This is a genomic window from Crateriforma spongiae, from assembly GCF_012290005.1.
GTDB lineage: Bacteria > Planctomycetota > Planctomycetia > Pirellulales > Pirellulaceae > Crateriforma > Crateriforma spongiae.
In genome coordinates this window covers 170222-186483 of sequence record NZ_JAAXMS010000009.1, presented here as the reverse complement: position 1 = coordinate 186483, position 16262 = coordinate 170222, and the positions used below count along the sequence as shown (strand labels likewise).

The following is a 16262-nucleotide window of genomic DNA, read 5'->3' as shown; positions in this document are numbered from 1 at the left end:
TGCACCAACTTCTCGGGCGTACGAATCGTTTCTTTGGGTTGTGACGATTGTAGGCCAGGAATTTCCCGACCGGTATCGTTGTCCTGATGGTGCCCTTGCCGATGGAAGCCGAACAGAGGCTACGCGGCTTGAGACTGTGGATGGGGCATCGAAGCGTTGCGGTGATAGACCGTCAGCACCGCGGGCGTGCGATCTTTGATGGCAAACGTCGCATCCAAGTGAAGACGCCTGGGGCACGAATCGACGGTTCGTCGAATGGTGTCGGGACCGTCTGGCGCCGCCGATGGTCTCGGGATCGGTTTTCGGCCGGTGCACCAATCGATGAACGGGTCCTTGGCTTGCAAGTATCCGTGCACCAAAACGACATTGGGGTCTTCAAGGTCCATCGCAAGCCGCTGCTCGGTGGTCAGGCGGATGCTGGGCGTGTCGGCATAGCCACCGGTGGTTGCCAGAATCTGGCCAAGTCGGGTGTCAAAAATTCCTTCACGATGATCGTCGGGCATATGGCGAACCAGATCGTTTCGATAACAGGCGCCGCCGTTGACGTGTTGGCCGATCCAGGGCACATGAACGTGATGGTGCCGACGCCCCCGCCAGGTCCAGCGAGTTTTTCGGATCAGGCGATTGGTGTGTGGAATGACTGTGCCCATCACCAAGACGTCGCCACACTGTCGCCATTGCGAGTCCAACCGTTCGACCCAGTCGGGACGGACCGGGCACATGTCCGATTCCAGCCACAGGGCGAATCCGTCACCGGCCTGCTTTGCAAGATGGTCCATGCAGTCCCAGAACATTGCGGAGGGACCTTCGGGATAACCAAAGACTTGGCTAGGGCATTCAAAGTGTTGCACCGGAGCAACGGCTGATGCCGCTTTGTACAAGCGATCGCTGGCGGACGTCTTTGGACTGGCCGCCAACAGGAAGCGAAATTCCACCCGCGAAGGCCCAAAAGACTGCATGTGACGGAGGATCGACGTGTAACGTTCGACTTCCTCTTCACAGTAATACGGCAAAATGATCGTGTGCACGTGTCAGATCCTGGGGTCACGCCGCTTGTTGTAGTGTGGATGGACGCTGGGATTGACGGGAGACACCCAGACGTTTGCGGATGAAGTCCAGCTGAGTGTGCGTTTGGACGCGAGCATCCAGCGACAGACGCAGGGCTTGGCGTCCGAAGGTCTGGCGTTTCATCGCATTGCCGGCCAGGTCGGCCATACAGCGTCCCATGTCCGACCAATCGAATTCGTCGCACAGATATCCATTGACGTCTTGGGTCACTTGTTCGCAAATCCCCGCATGTCGTGTGGCGACGACCGGCAATCCGCGTGACATTGCTTCGCCGATGGCGACGGGCCATCCTTCCATCATTCCGTTGGCTGCCGTCACACTGTGCTGAACAAACACGTCCGCTTGCAACATCTGGCGTCGAACGACCTCGGCCGGTTGGACGCCCTGCAACGTGACGTGATCTTTCAAACCCAGACGCTGAATGAGGTTTTCGGTCTCACCACGCATTGGTCCATCGCCGATGATGGTCAATCGGCTGGCCGGGTGCAGGCTTTGGCATAAAGCAAAAGCACGGATCAAGTTCAGCGGCGACTTCATTTCGCACAAACGACCGACCGCCAGAAACTGACAGTTCGATCGTTGGGGACGAATCGACGTCGCGTCGGGTTCTAAAGGTGCGCCATAAGGAATCAAGGCGACATGTTCGGGGGTGGCCCCGCGACGCAGCAGCCATTGTTGTTGATATCGGGCAACCGTGATCAATCCCGCAAAGTTGCCGATGGACCGCACCATTCGTTCGCGTCCGCGTCGTCGATGGACTAAACAAGATAGTCCGTCGCCGTTGAATTGGACAAAGACAGGGATGTTCAGTCCGGCGACAGCGTCCAGCGTTGAAAGCCCCACCGTTCCGTATTGGCAATGAATGGCATCCGGTCGAATGCGGCAGACCTGTTCCCGAAACCATTGCCGTTGATGCTGACCGTATCGTGTGCCTTGCATGCCGGGAAATCGAATCCGGTCCCAATGCCGGCGTAATCCACGCAGCGGGCTGTTCATCGATTCGGGCACCGTTGTGATCGGGATCCCGGTCAGATCGAATTGTTCGTGCCGATGTCGATGCCCGGCAATGATGTGCAAATCTTGGTGGCGAAAGACCTGCAATTGGCGATACATCCAAACTTCGCTGGGCCGGATCAAATGGGGGATGACCGCCAAAATTTTTAGTCGTGACACGAGTTAGCGACTCCCTTCAGGGCGCTTCGACGGCGGACAGCCGGGAACGTTGCGAAGTTGGCAGCGGAGCTTTCCGCACACCGACAACATCCATAGGGGGACCCGCCGACCGAAGTCAACGTCGTTTGATGGGCGGGCGATTTCGTCGCGGGCAGATGATGTTGCGGGCAGGTGATCAGCTCACGCTTGCATCTGAGTCGCCCGCGATCGTTCTGTCGCGACGATGCGCCCTCTGTCGCGGCGATGCACCTCAGGGGGCCAAAAAACACTCTGGCCACCGACGGTGGAAATTCGATAGGGTCGCGTGCGAACAGGAAATCCGTTGGTCGACAGCATCGTCGGCCCACACATCCTTTCGAGCCGATTCATGCGTTCCTCCTGTCTGATCAACTGCCACAACTACGTCGACTATGTCGGTGAAGCGATCGATAGTGCGCTGGCACAGTCGAAACCGTTTAACGAAGTGATCGTGGTCGACGACGGATCATCGGATGGTTCAGTGGATCGCATCCGTAAGGACTATGGCGGCCATGCCAAGGTGCGTTTGATTGCCAAACCTCAGGCCGGTCAGCTGTCGTGTTTTCACGTCGGATTGGCCGAATCTCGAGGCGATTTGTTGTTCTTTTTGGACGCCGACGATCGCTATGCCCCGGAAATGCTGCAGCGGGTGACGGATCTGTATCGGCGGCGGCCCGAAATCGGTTTCGTCAGTACGGGGTACCGGCGGTTTGGTGCGATCGAAGGCTGGCATCCGCCCGCATCGGGATCTCGTCGACGTGGCATCAGTGTTGCATCGGCGGCCCTGCATCGCTGTTGGATCGGAAACCCGACGTCGTGTCTGTCGATGCGCCGAACGATGGCCCAAAAAGTACTGCCCTATCCCGACGAATCGGATTGGCAGACGCGTGCCGATGACGTTTTGGTGCTGGGGTCGTCCATCATGGGGGCCGACAAGTATCACCTGGAATTGCCGCTGGTCGAATATCGCATTCATGACCGCAATCACTTTGCCGGAAAGCGACTGGATGCGGTCGGAAAAATGCGATACGCCCTTTGCGTGGAACGAATGGTGAATTGGTACTTGCGTGCCGCGAGGGTGAATCGCGACAGCATCGCGTACCTGCTGCATCGAGAGTTCCGCACCTGCGAACGTCCGTCTTCAAAAGAACTGCGGAGCTACCTGCGGATGCTGGGCCGCGGTCGCCTGCCCTGGTCCACACGCTTGGATTACGCCCTGAACATGGTGTTGCATTACGCCAAAGAATATCGGCGTCGCAAAGCCACACCGCCGGCGGTCGAACCCGACTTGGCGGTGACCGAAGCACCTCGCCACGCAAACGCGACAGGCACTTCCCAATCGAACGTCAAGGCGGCCTGAGATCCATGAAGCGGCCCTTGATCAGCATCGTGACGCCGTCGTTCAATCAGGCAGAATTTCTGGAACAAACCATTCGCAGCGTTTTGTCCCAGGCCGGACGCGGCAGCCGGTTCGACTTGCAGTACTTCGTCATTGATGGCGGCAGCACTGACCACACCGTCGATGTCATTGGCCGGTACGAAAGCGAACTTGCCGGTTGGTGCAGTGAACCGGATCGTGGACAAACGCACGCGATCAACAAGGGGTTCCAGCGTTGTGACGGCGATCTGTTGGCGTACATCAACAGCGACGATTATTACCTGCCCGGTGCTTTCGAAGCGGTCGTGGATGCTTGGGAAGCCGATCCACGGCGTGATTTCATCTTCGGCACCTGCCATCATGTCGACGAAGCGGGGGAATTGATTCGTCCGCAAACCGCCACCATCACAAGCTTTGCGGAAATGCTGGATCTTTGGCAGCATTGGCTCCGCTATTTCGACAATCGCAACTTCGTCCAGCCCGAAGTTTTTTGGACGCGACGACTGTCCCGGCAACTGGGCGGATTTGACGAGTCGCGACACTATGCGATGGATTTCGACTACTGGCTTCGCGGCTTTGACGCCGGCATGCGGATTCACCATATCGATCAACCGCTGTCGGCATTTCGCATCCACGGTGCCCAAAAAACATCGCAGATCGATCAGACCCGATTGGAACTGATGGCGATTGTCGACCCGTATTTACAGCGTCCCGATCCGCGGATCGATTCTCAGGATCGGGAACGTATGATCGCGCTCAACGCGATGGAACGGGCCATGATTCTGCAGCGTGAGGAAAGTGCGACGATCAAGTTTCGGAAGTTGGCAAAATTGGCCACGGGACATCCTGTTCTGTTGCAGCAGCGTTCCTATTGGCGTCATCTGCGACGTACCGGCAAACGTTTGGTTCGCTGGCCCGCCCAACGCCGCGCCGCATAATGTTTTCGGGCTTTTTTGCGGCCGTGCAAAACTTGCACGCATGGCCCATATTCGCTTCCGGTTCACCCCAAAGATGGGGATTCTGCTGAAGTTTCTTGGCCGTTCCGGCGATACCGGTTTGGAAAGCCTTGTCGATCGATGGCTGTGACGCCGGAACGTCTCTGGAAGACCTTCCGCGTCGACGGCAGCCAGCCGGCGGGGTGGTCCGACGCCGCGAGGGGAGCTTCGAAGCATGAGAGCCAGCTGTCTGATCAACAGCCACAACTACGTTCGTTATGTCGGACAGGCGGTGCGGAGTGCCCTGGAGCAGACGATCCCGTTCCACGAGATTATCGTGGTCGACGACGGATCGACCGACGGGTCCCTGGAAGCCCTGAGACGCGAGTTTGCCGGTCAGGGGACGGTCGAGATTTTGGGCAAGCGACAGGCGGGGCAGCTGTCTTGCTTTCATCACGGTTGTCCGCTGATCACGGGCGATGTTGTGTTCTTTCTGGACGCCGACGACATCTTTGATCCCGATCTGGTCGATCGATGTGGAGCCATCTATCGGCAACGCCCCGACGTCAACTTTTTAAGCGTCGGCTTCCGTGAAATCGGAAACGTCCGCAATGTGAAACGTCGTGTGAAACCGACCCGCGATCGAGGGCTAAGTGCACTCGCATCCGTCTTCAACCGGTCGTGGATCGGCAACCCGACATCCTGTTTGTCAATGAAGACGGATTTGTTGCGAAAGATCCTGCCCTATCCGCACGAAGACGACTGGGTGACTCGTGCCGACGACGTCTTGGTGTTCGGTGCTTCCTTGGCCGGCGGTCACAAGTATCACTTGGACATGCCGCTGGTGAACTATCGGATTCACGACCAGAATCACCATGCGCGGAAACGATTCGACGCCGCTCAAAAACTGGTTCACGCGCTGAAGCTGAATCGATTGATCGCCCACTACATCGATCGCATGGGGTACGACGTGCCGTCGTTGGGGTACCTGTTGCCCAGAGAGTTTCGCACGATCGAAAAGCCGACGCTGCGGGAATTGGTCAGCTATGCCAAGATGTCCTCCCGCGCACGAGTGCCTCTGCATGTGCGACTGGAACAGTACCTGTTGATGTCAATCCACTATGCCCAACAGGTCCGCGCCCCCAAGACGGATCCCGATGCGGTCATTCAGCCCGTCGGATCGGCCGACCCGTTGTCGGCCGACCCGTCCGTACCGCCAGGAATTGCAAAGCCGGCCAGGACCCAGGCGAATCGCTCTGGGGACGAGCGGCCACAGCGACGTGCCGCCTGATCCGATGCGCGGCGCGGGTCGCTAGGACGCGGGTGACAGGTCATCGAATCGCCGGACAAGGCGATGCGAGTCAGGGCGGCGGAGCCGCGGTGGATAGCGCAAGGGGTGATGCTAGCAAGCTGGAATTGGGATCGCGATTGACGTTGCCGGCGAGATTTTGCTATCGCATGTTTCACGCCCCCAATCCTTCGATCCACCAACCCTCCTGTTAGTCTTGGCTACGCATTGGCATGATTCTGATCGGTAAACGACCCGGCCGGCTGGGGAACGGGCTGAATCTGTTCGCCCACTTCATCGCCTTTTCGGTGCAGCACGATTGCCCGTTGGCCAATCCGGCGTTCTTCGAGTACGCCCATCTATTCGAAGGGACTTATCGCAGCGGATTGGCGTGTCGCTTTCCCGCCAAACCGGCGTCGATGGTTCCCGCGCCATGGGTGCGAAACGTTTCCTATCGCGGGCTGCATGTCGTTTTGGCGTCACTGAATGACACCGGCATGGTTCGGTGGCCATTGCGGATCCATTCGATCGATTTGACGAAAGACTGCGATCTGGAATCCGACGACTTCTTACGTCGTGTTCGCGAAGGCAACTTGGTCGTCCGCGGTTATCGTTTCCGCTGTCCGAATCTGGTCCGGCGTCATATCAACGTGATCCGCGACTTCTTTCGGCCCATTGAAATCTATCGGCGTCAAATCGACGCTTCATTGCAGGTCGCTCGAGACGGATGCGACGTGCTGATCGGGACGCACATCCGGCAGACCGATTATCAAAAGTTCATGAACGGCGATTGGTTTTACCCCGTCGCTCGGTACCACGCTTGGATGCGTGATCTGGCGAATCAATTTCCCGGCCAGCGTGTTCGTTTTCTGGTGTGCAGCGACGGCAAGCTGTCGGCGGACGACTTTCCCGATGTGGACGTCACGATCAATCGTGGCAGCCCCGTCGTGGACATGTACAGCTTGGCCGGATGTGACTATCTGATCGGCCCGCCCAGTTCTTTTTCGGGCTGGGCGTCGATGTATGGCGACGTGCCGCTGCGAGTGCTGCATCCGCACGACCGGCACATCGGTCGGAACGAATTTCGTGTCTCCGGCGACGTGGATTTTGCGCCCACGACCGCAGCCGCCTGATCTTTTCATCGCGTTTACAGGTTTCAACCATGACCCATCAGGTCGAAGACACCGAACTGATCATCGGCGATTGGCACCATCGATTCACGGGTGTCAGCGCGACGATCGCGACCATGTTGCCCGAAATGGCAGACAAAGAACGTTTGGCCGTGTTGTCGGGGCGGGAAAGCCCGTACCCTCGCGTCGGCATGTGGCAGGCGATTCAGTTGTGTTGGCGTCGACCGGTTCAAAAGCCGTTTCGGATCTTGCATGCCCGTCGAAATATCGAATTGTGGTTGGGTTTGCTTCTTCGCAAGATTTTGCGTCGGCCCGTCCGCGTGGTGTTCACGTCCGCGGCCAAGCGTCGTCATTCGGCGGTGCCACGCTTTTTGATCTCGACCGCCGATGTTCGGATCGCGACAACCGACGAAGCGGCGTCCCATCTGCGCGACGTGGCCGCCGTGATCCCGCACGGCGTGAATTGTCAAAAATTTCGTCCCGCCGATGACCGCACCGGGGTGTTACGGTCCTTCGGCATTCGACAGCAAAAGGCCGCGGCCATCGTCGGACGCATTCGTCCGGAAAAGGGCACCGACTTGTTTGTCGAAGCGATGATTCCTGTGTTGCAGCAACGCCGGGACGTCGCGGCTTGTCTGGTCGGGACCGCAACGCAAAAGTTTGCCGAGTTCGCAGACGATTTGAAAAAGCGGATTCATGAAGCAGGCGTCACGGATCAAGTCTATTGGATGAACCAATTGGGCCACGACGATTTGGCTCGTTTGTTGTCGGGCATCTCGATGTGCGTGGCGCCCGCACGCTATGAAGGCTTCGGCTTGGTGCCGTTGGAAGCCATGGCATGTCAGGCGGCGGTGGTCGCCAGCATGACCGGGGCGTATCCGCAGATCGTTGTCCCCGAAAAGACAGGCTTGTTGGTCGACTGTGGTGACGCCGATGGTTTGTCCCAGGCGATCGCGAGGTTGCTGGATGATGACACGCTGCGAATTTCGATGGGCCAGGCGGGACGTCAGCGTGTCATAGATCACTACAGCGCGGAATTGGAATCCCAGCGAATCCGCGAGGTCTATCAAAACCTTTGGAACAAGGCGGCCTGACGATGCGCATGGGTGTGATCATCAGCACTTACAATTCGCCACAGTGGCTTCAGAAGGTTCTGTGGGGCTACGAATGTCAAACCGACGGCGACTTTGACACCATCATCGCCGACGATGGATCGGGATCCGAAACACGTCGGTTGGTAGATGACTTTCGGCAACGCGGTCGCTTGAACTTGCACCACGTTTGGCACACCGACGACGGGTTTCGGAAGACTGAGATCCTGAATCGTGCGATTGAACAAAACGATTGCGATTATTTGATGCTGACCGATGGCGATTGTGTTCCGCGTCGCGATGTCGTCGCATTGCACAAATCGATGGCCAGACCGGGGCACTATCTGTCGGCGGGATACTTCAAATTGACACGGCCGGTCAGTCATGCGATCGGGCAAGCCGACATTGAATCGGGCCGCGCGTTCACGCACCGTTTTTTGCGAGACGCCGGACAGCCCCTGCGTTGGAAAAACGCACGCATCGCCGCCCCCGCCGCTATCGGTCGTTTGATGAACCGAATGACGCCGACCGTGGCGTCGTGGAACGGGGCGCAAAGCAGTACGTGGAAATCAGACTTGATCGCCGCCAACGGATTTGACACTCGGATGCAATACGGCGGCGAAGATCGCGAATTGGGCGAACGTTTGGTCAACGCCGGCATGAAAGGCATTCAGATCCGATACACCGCGATCTGTTTGCATTTGGATCACGATCGTGGTTATGTGACCAAGGAAATGTGGGCAAACAACGATCGGATCCGGCAACAGACCAAGGTATCTGGTCGCACCCGGACGCCTTGGGGCATCGTGGATGATTCGGCGGCCGCAGCCGCCTAGTTTGCACCGGACGCAGTTTCCATTCGTCGCACCGGAGGGTGTGTGTGCCGATGCGGTGAGGCCAAAAGAAAAGGTTGCCGAAGCACCGCTTCGGCAACCCTGTGGGCGATTGGTCTTGTTTATCTCGTGCGTCGATCAGGCCGCTTTGGCCGGTGCCGCATCCGTCCAGGTCGGGTCGTGACGCAGCCAGTATTCGCGAACCCAGTCGACCGGCCCGTGACCAAACTTGCGTTTGGTGCCCCAGCGATAATCACCCAGCGGCACCACATCGATCGGACGCGGGTTGCCGTGGAAGACGACGACTTTGGCGTTCTTGGGCTCGTGGATTTTTGTCAGCACTTGGTTGATCGGGTAATAGTGCAAGCAGTGCCACTTGAAGCTGGCGGTCCAAGCGAAGGGCCAGTCTTGAGGCGACTGGGCGTTTTCGCTCAGGAAATCCTGATCCAGCGGAAACGCTTCGAAGCAGTGTTCCTTCTGGTCATAAAACTTGTGAAACAGTTTGGCTTGTTCGCCGGGATAGAAGCCCAGGATTGAACCCTGCACGCCACGGTGCGGTCGCATGGCCAGTGGAACCATGCTCCAGATCGTCGGGTTCCATTCCCGCAGCGCGTGAAACCCGCCGGTGGATTCGATGCGTTCAAAAAAGGCATCCAGGTCTTGGCGGACCATCACGTCCAGATCCAAGTACAGCGTCGGCTGGTCGGCCGGAAGCAATCCCGGCGTGAAGATCGAAAGCTTGGGCCAACACCCGCGACGTTGGTATTGCAGCGGAATTCCCAGATCCGGCATCTCGACGCCTTCCACCCCGTTTTCCAACCCGTCCGGGTTGTCCGTCACACAGACGAAACGGTGGGGACGCTTCAGACTGGCCGCCACAGCGTTGCGTAGCACAGTAACGTACGAAGCGGGAAACGCGTCCAGCCAGCGGGTGCAGACCACGGTGACCATTGAATCAAACCTTCCATGCGATGCGGTCACGGACCGATCGACAGCCGGTCCTTTTAACACCGGCGAACTTAGGGGATTCCGGTTCCCAAACGCCATGGCAATTTCGCCCTTTTTGCCGGGCCAGCCGCCCCCAATGGCGGTTGTACGGAAGGCAAGCCGCTGGCCCGATATCGCCGACGACCTGAGCGAGCCGATCGCCGGAAAGCATCCAACCGAGGCGGGAGGTTAGTAGAACGTCACCCGCCAGAAGTAGCACTTCAGTGCGTAGTAGATGAATCGGGCGAAAAAGCCTCGCTGGTTTTGGTAGTACTGCACCAAATCGGCCAGCCAAAGTTCGGCGTCCCACAGGAAGCCTTTCGCGGCGGCTTCGGCACGCAGCAAGCCTTCAAAGTTGGTTTCGAACTCATACGGTCCGGCGGTGTTCCACGAAAACCAGCTGATGTTCAAACGCTCCATCGACTGGTGACCATAAAAGTCGCCGTCGTATCCGGGTGCGTCGGGATCCGGGGTTCCGTCGTCGACATACTGGGGGAAATTCTGTTCGGTGTTCAGAATCGCGTACTTCTGTGCGACTTCCGTGACGTCGTCACTGGTCCAAGGCAGGTTGGAAGTGTCGTATCCGTGATAGCCGATCGATGCGTTGGTGAAATCGACGCCCATGCTTTCCCACTGGTCGGCGATCGCCAACATCGTGCGTTCGTTCCAGCTGGCCGGCGTGACGAAGCTGCCCAATACCAAGTGTGTCTTGGGGGCCCGGCGGCGGACACGGCGGTACAAGTCATAGATCGCTTGGATGTCATCGTCGGAATAGTCGTTGGGGTGATAGCCGACCGGTTCGTTCATCAATTCAAAGAACACGTGCGTTCGGTTCTTGTAGCGTTTGGACATCCAGTTCCAAAACTTGTTCAGGTAGGTTTGGGTGTCGGTGTATCCGAATTGCCAGTCGTTTGTCGGGATTCCGCCCGCAAAATCCGGATCGGTGTACCCGAACACGTCGTGATAGTTGATCATCACATACATGCCACGCTGGGCGGCCAAGTCGATGATGGTGTCAAAGTCATCGAACAGCTTGTCACGTTCTTCCCGCAGCACGCGTTTGGCGGCCTTGCGATCACCTTCATCGGCCAAGCCTTGGCGATAGACGTCCTGCACCGTGATCGGCATGTAGGGATAGGGTTGATCGGTCACGTAGTCGCCGTGGGAACGTTGCCACGGGTCAAAGAAGACCAGCCGGATCGCATTCACACCGGCGGCTTTCATCTGGTCATAGAATTCGGGGTCGCGTGCGTAATCGGTCGCCGGACCATGTTCGGTACCGATCAAATCACGCCGGTACTTGAACACCGGGATCACACCGCCGCGAAGCAGTTGTCCGGTCGATCCGGTGACCGTTTTGCCCCAGGCCGTCCGCCGGACGATGACACGCGACGGGTCTTGGACCTTCTTGGATGCCGACGGTTCGCCGCGCCCGGACGGCTGTTTGGCGGTGACGCCGGTCGGGGCAAGCAGCAGCAGACAAGCCGCAAAGCCGAACGCAATGCGGGCGGGCCGAATGTGAAAGCAACAAGGATTCAGCGAAAAATATTGCAGGCTCATGATCCATCTCTTGAGAGGCAAAGCGGCGGAATGCCGCACCCCCAGAGTATGGTAGGGCGTTTACCTAAGTGAAGCTGTCTGCGGTGGATTCGCCATAAATTCTTTTTCGGTGCTCTTTTCGGCTTTCATTGCGTCGTCATGACGAGCACAAGGGCGTTCGATTAGACGTCGATTTCGACGGCGTCTTCGGCCCGGTCCATGATGAACCGGAATCGTGCCGACGCGTCGCGGCCCATCAAATCGCTGATCACACGATCGGTTTCCAGGTGGTCGTCGATTTCCACCTTTTCCAGTTTTCGCGTGGCCGGATTCAACGTGGTTTCCCACAGGACGTTGGGCATCATTTCGCCCAGTCCCTTGAAGCGGGTGATTTCCGGTTTGGCGCGGCCGCCGTGCTGGGCCAAGATTTCTTCGCGATGGGCTTCATCGGCCGCCCAGTAAGTTTCTTTGCCGATGTCGATGCGATACAGCGGCGGGACGGCGATGAACAGCCGACCGTCGGCGATCAGCTGAGGCATGTGACGATAGAAGAACGTCAGCAGCAACGTCGTGATGTGATGCCCGTCACTGTCGGCGTCGGCCAACAGAATCACACGGTCGTAACGCAGACTGGCGACGTTCATGTTGGTGCCGATGCCGCACCCCAACGCCGCGATCATGTCTTGGATTTCTTTGTTTTCCAAGATCTTCTTTAGCGTCGCACTTTCAGTATTCAGCACTTTTCCACGCAGCGGCAGGATCGCTTGGGTGTTTCGGTCGCGGCCTTGTTTGGCGCTGCCACCGGCGCTGTCACCTTCGACGATGAACAGTTCGCTGTACCCTTTGCCGGTCGAGATGCAATCGGAAAGCTTGCCGGGCAACAGGCTGCGTTTGCCGGCGGTCTTTCGTGACACCGCTTCGCTGGCGGCGCGGCTGGCGGCGCGGGCCCGAGCGGCGGCGATGATCCGCGCGACGATCGAATCAGCAATGCTGCGGTTGTTGTTCATCCATTGTTCGGCCGACGGACGCACGACGCCTTCGACCGCGGCCTGGACTTCGGGATTGTTCAATCGGTCTTTGGTTTGACCTTGGAATTGCGGTTCGGAGATGAACACGCTGACAATCGCGACCAAGCCTTCGCGAATGTCTTCGGGTGAAATCTTCACACCCCGCGGCGTCAGGTTGTGAGTGTCGATGTAGTTGCGGACCGCTTTGGTCAATCCGCCACGGAATCCGTTTTCATGGGTGCCGCCGCTGCCGGTCGGGATACCGTTGACGTAACTGCGGATGTGTTCGTCGGTCGATTCGGTCCACTGCAGCGTGATCTCCATCCGTGGATCGGCGTCTTGGTTCAACGTGAACGGAGACTCATGGATCGGTTTGGCGTTTCGATCCTTCAGCACCTTTCGCAGATAGTCGACGATGCCTTCTTCGTGCAGATAGGTCTGCTTGGTGCCCTGGGTTTCGTCGACGAAGGTGACCTTCAGCCCGCGGTGCAAAAAGCTGGCCGTTTCCAAGCGATGTCGGATCGTTTCGCTGTCGAACGTCGTTTTGGGAAAGATGGTCGGGTCGGGCGTGAACGTGATCATCGTCCCGCTGCCACGAACCGTGCCCCGCAGTTTCTGTAGCTTGGACGTCGGCACGCCCTTGGAAAACGTCATCCGGAATTGGCTGCCGTCGCGACGGACGACCGCGGTCAGTTCTTTGCTGAGCGCGTTGACGACGCTGGCACCGACGCCGTGCAGACCGCCGGCGGTCTTGTAATTGTTGCCTTCGAATTTGCCGCCCGCGTGCAGGACGGTCAGCACCATTTCCAGCGCCGGCTTTTTCGTCTGTGGGTGCTTATCGATCGGGATGCCGCGGCCGTTGTCGGAGACCGACACCGTGCTGCCGTCCTTGTGCAGCGTGACCGTGATTTCGCTGGCATGCCCGTTCATCGCCTCGTCGACACTGTTGTCGACGATTTCCCAGATCAGGTGATGCAGGCCGGCCGATCCGACGCCGCCGATGTACATGCCGGGGCGTTTGCGGACCGGTTCCAGTCCTTCCAGGGCGACAATGTCTTTCGCCGCGTAACTGTTTCCGTTAGCTGATTTGCTCATGGACCGAAGTATGCTTCATCGGCCCGGATTTCGGAATGCCGGCCTAGCCAGCCGACGCGATCGCCGCGTCAGGGGGTGGGGGCGGCCGTGGTTGCGAATTGCCGAACGGCGGGAATGGTCAGTCCACGTTTTTCAGCCAGATAGCGGATCGCCCGCTCGAAATAAGGAAACGGCAACACGGAATTGCGTTTCAGTGCGTAACGTTCGACCGCGACCACCAATTTCAGGTCCAAGCGGTCCTGTTCGGTCAGTCGGACGATGTGCCGAACAAACGCCTGTTGGTCCGGGGCGACGGCACGCAGACGGTTGGTCAGCTGTTCTTCCAGGTTTGCCGTGCGATCGGGGACCGTCGACAGTGTTCGGGGGGCCGTGATCTGGGCGGCGACGGGCGTCGCGATGGCAAGACACAAAATCCCAGCCAGCGTCCAGATCCCAGCCAGCGTCCAGGTTCCAGTCGACGTCCATCGGCCGGTGCGTCCGGCCGGCACGCGGTCGTTTTCGGCGCCGCGGTTTTCAATCGTTTCGTGTCGGTCGGCTTGCCAGAGACGTCGTTCGCATCGGCCAGTCATCGAATCACCCTTGGGGTCGTTTCGGATCGGATCGTTCCGCTTTCGCGGGCTCTGCGACTGTGCCGCTAACATCTTTGGCGAACCGACTTCAACCCGGATTTTCCGACGCGAAGCGACGCTGGAATGCTATCAAATGGCAAGATGGGCAATTTGCTGATTTTCTTCGGGCGTGTCCGCGTTCGGTCTGGGCCGGTTAAGCCGATTGGTTGCATCCACACGGCGGCGGCGTCCGAATGATTAGCACCAGACGAAGGAACCCAGACCGCTGGGGCCCATGCGTCGGTGCTGGCAGCCATCCCGGGAATCACCGGGACCAGGATTTCGGCTGTCTCGTCCGACTGCCCGGTCGCCGCGCGGATGGATTGATGAAACGTAGCTGCCTTAGGTGGCGAGACACTCGGAAGGATTCGAGAAATGAATCGTTGGCTGATGATCGGATCGTTGGTGGGACTGTTGATGTCCGCCACCGGATGCCTGCACCACAACACCCGCGGCGGCTGCAATGATTGCAACAGCTGCCAAACCAACAGTTGCCAGTGCAACGAATGCAATTCCGGTGGCGGATTGCTGGGACAGCTCGGCGGCAAGAAAAACTGCAACTCGTGCAACAACTGCAACGGTTGCCGCAACGGCTGTGTGGCCGGCCCGATCGGTTGGCAACAGGGCGGTCACAATTACAGCAGCCACCTGAACCCGGGGCTGCTGGGACACGACACCAGCACGGTGCTGAACAGCCAGCCGTTCCAGCCCGGCCCGCCGTCGGCACAAACCGCGTACCCGTACTACACGCACCGCGGCCCCCGCGATTTCCTGCTGGACAACCCGCCGTCGATTGGTCGCTAGGCGACCGATGACCGCAAGAATCGCGGCATGCGGTTCGCACGACGAACGCCTTCGCATACACGCGGGCCCCATTTGATGGTGGCCCGTGTGTGCGCGTGGTTTCGGCCACCTTGGCGGGGGATCGGCGGTTTCCAGCGGCGGAGCACCATTGTCGATCGGACCGTTTTCCGGTTTGATCGCATCGGACGAACCTTTGGCGGTGCACCCCCGTCATCCTTGCAACGGATGTCATTCCCACGGCGATTGATCAGCAAAAGAGAGTGTTAGCGTGGCATCGGATTTCCGTCTTAAAGAACAGCTTCCGCGTCTGACCGAACAAATCGTGTCGACGTACACGCCCGATGACGTGATCAATCATTTGGGCCACTGTCCGCTGCCCAATTACACGGCGATCACCGACATCCTGTTGGACCTGAAGGACATCCTGTATCCGGGCTATCGCCGAAAGACGGGACTTCACAGTGGCAACATCCACTATCACGTCGGCGGTCTGATCGATCAGCTGCATGATTCGCTGACCGCCCAAATCGCTCGGGCGCTTCGGCACGAGGATCGGGTCAAGCACAACCACGGCGATTGCGAAAGCGACGTTGATTTCGAGGCCAAGGGCCAGGCGATGGCCATCGAATTGCTCAAGAGCATCCCGCGACTGCGGGCGGTCTTGGCCACCGACGTGCAAGCCGCCTTTGACGGTGATCCGGCCTGTCAAACCACCGACGAAATCGTTTTCTGCTATCCGGGATTCGAAGCGATCACGGTGTACCGGATCGCGCACGAACTGACCCGACTGCAGGTGCCCTTCATCCCGCGGATGATGACCGAGTGGGCTCACAAGCAAACCGGTATCGACATCCACCCGGGCGCGGAAATCGGTGAATACTTTTTCATCGACCACGGCACCGGTGTGGTGGTCGGGGAAACTTGTGAAATCGGAAACCACGTCAAGCTGTACCAAGGTGTGACGTTGGGGGCACTGAGCTTTCCAACCGATTCGACCGGACAGCTGATCCGTGGCAAAAAACGTCACCCGACCATCGAGGACCAGGTGGTGGTCTATGCCAACGCAACCATCTTGGGTGGTCGCACGGTGATCGGTCGCGATTCGGTGATCGGATCCAGCGTGTGGATCACCAAAAGTGTTTCGCCTGGAACCACCGTGATGTTGGAGAAGCCTCAACTGCGGGTCAAAGGCAGTGAAGAACCGAGCGAGGAAATGACGCCGGCGGGCAATTATCAGATTTAGGGCTAGCAGGTAGCAGGTAGCAGGTAGCAGGTCGGCAGGTCGGCAGAATTTGCCCCTCGGTTGCA

The 16262-nt window shown here is 58.5% G+C and carries 14 protein-coding genes; 8 read left to right on the top strand and 6 right to left on the bottom strand.

What is annotated here, in order from left to right; translation table 11 throughout:
• Positions 1-119: 119 nt before the first annotated feature.
• Both HFP54_RS21645 and HFP54_RS21640 read right to left on the bottom strand, forming a co-directional pair.
• Positions 120-1028: a hypothetical protein gene (locus tag HFP54_RS21645; RefSeq protein WP_168566757.1), complete on the bottom strand. Its 909-nt coding sequence runs from the start codon at positions 1026-1028 to the stop codon at positions 120-122.
• A 16-nt stretch (positions 1029-1044) separates the two neighbouring features.
• The gene (locus HFP54_RS21640) at positions 1045-2241 is read right to left on the bottom strand and encodes a glycosyltransferase family 4 protein (protein WP_146416001.1); all 1197 of its coding nucleotides are present in this window, start codon (positions 2239-2241) and stop codon (positions 1045-1047) included.
• Positions 2242-2608: 367 nt separating this feature from the next.
• Between HFP54_RS21640 and HFP54_RS21635 the strand changes: the two genes are divergently transcribed.
• The 6 genes from HFP54_RS21635 (at position 2609) to HFP54_RS21610 (ending at position 8917) form a co-directional block, all read left to right on the top strand.
• On the top strand, positions 2609-3619 hold the full coding sequence (locus tag HFP54_RS21635; protein ID WP_168566756.1) for a glycosyltransferase family 2 protein: 1011 nt from the start codon (positions 2609-2611) through the stop codon (positions 3617-3619).
• A 5-nt stretch (positions 3620-3624) separates the two neighbouring features.
• Positions 3625-4575: a glycosyltransferase family 2 protein gene (locus HFP54_RS21630; protein ID WP_168566755.1), complete on the top strand. Its 951-nt coding sequence runs from the start codon at positions 3625-3627 to the stop codon at positions 4573-4575.
• 232 nt (positions 4576-4807) lie between these two features.
• Positions 4808-5863 carry a glycosyltransferase family 2 protein gene (locus HFP54_RS21625; RefSeq protein ID WP_168566754.1) on the top strand — a complete coding sequence of 352 codons (1056 nt, stop codon included), beginning with the start codon at positions 4808-4810 and terminating at the stop codon, positions 5861-5863.
• A 230-nt stretch (positions 5864-6093) separates the two neighbouring features.
• Positions 6094-6993: an O-fucosyltransferase family protein gene (locus HFP54_RS21620; RefSeq protein WP_168566753.1), complete on the top strand. Its 900-nt coding sequence runs from the start codon at positions 6094-6096 to the stop codon at positions 6991-6993.
• A 29-nt stretch (positions 6994-7022) separates the two neighbouring features.
• Positions 7023-8084, top strand: coding sequence for a glycosyltransferase family 4 protein (locus HFP54_RS21615; protein ID WP_146415996.1), 1062 nt, complete (start codon positions 7023-7025; stop codon positions 8082-8084).
• Between the two features lie 8 nt (positions 8085-8092).
• A complete protein-coding gene (locus tag HFP54_RS21610; protein WP_206036334.1) occupies positions 8093-8917 on the top strand; it encodes a glycosyltransferase family 2 protein in 825 nt (274 codons plus the stop codon).
• 135 nt (positions 8918-9052) lie between these two features.
• On the opposite strand, the gene HFP54_RS21605 is transcribed toward HFP54_RS21610, so the two are convergent.
• The 4 genes from HFP54_RS21605 to HFP54_RS21590 all read right to left on the bottom strand — a co-directional run bounded on the left by HFP54_RS21605 (position 9053) and on the right by HFP54_RS21590 (position 14111).
• Positions 9053-9865 carry a glycosyltransferase gene (locus HFP54_RS21605; RefSeq protein ID WP_146416257.1) on the bottom strand — a complete coding sequence of 271 codons (813 nt, stop codon included), beginning with the start codon at positions 9863-9865 and terminating at the stop codon, positions 9053-9055.
• Positions 9866-10090: 225 nt separating this feature from the next.
• A complete protein-coding gene (locus HFP54_RS21600) occupies positions 10091-11461 on the bottom strand; it encodes a cellulase family glycosylhydrolase (protein ID WP_168566751.1) in 1371 nt (456 codons plus the stop codon).
• A 161-nt stretch (positions 11462-11622) separates the two neighbouring features.
• Positions 11623-13542 carry a DNA gyrase/topoisomerase IV subunit B gene (locus HFP54_RS21595; RefSeq protein WP_168566750.1) on the bottom strand — a complete coding sequence of 640 codons (1920 nt, stop codon included), beginning with the start codon at positions 13540-13542 and terminating at the stop codon, positions 11623-11625.
• A 68-nt stretch (positions 13543-13610) separates the two neighbouring features.
• Positions 13611-14111, bottom strand: coding sequence for a hypothetical protein (locus tag HFP54_RS21590; RefSeq protein WP_168566749.1), 501 nt, complete (start codon positions 14109-14111; stop codon positions 13611-13613).
• A 414-nt stretch (positions 14112-14525) separates the two neighbouring features.
• On the opposite strand from HFP54_RS21590, the gene HFP54_RS21585 reads away from it, so the two are divergent.
• Both HFP54_RS21585 and HFP54_RS21580 read left to right on the top strand, forming a co-directional pair.
• The gene (locus HFP54_RS21585) at positions 14526-14954 is read left to right on the top strand and encodes a hypothetical protein (protein WP_145293070.1); all 429 of its coding nucleotides are present in this window, start codon (positions 14526-14528) and stop codon (positions 14952-14954) included.
• Positions 14955-15222: 268 nt separating this feature from the next.
• Complete coding sequence (locus tag HFP54_RS21580) at positions 15223-16197, top strand: serine O-acetyltransferase (RefSeq protein WP_168566748.1); 975 nt, start codon at positions 15223-15225, stop codon at positions 16195-16197.
• Positions 16198-16262 lie beyond the last annotated feature (65 nt).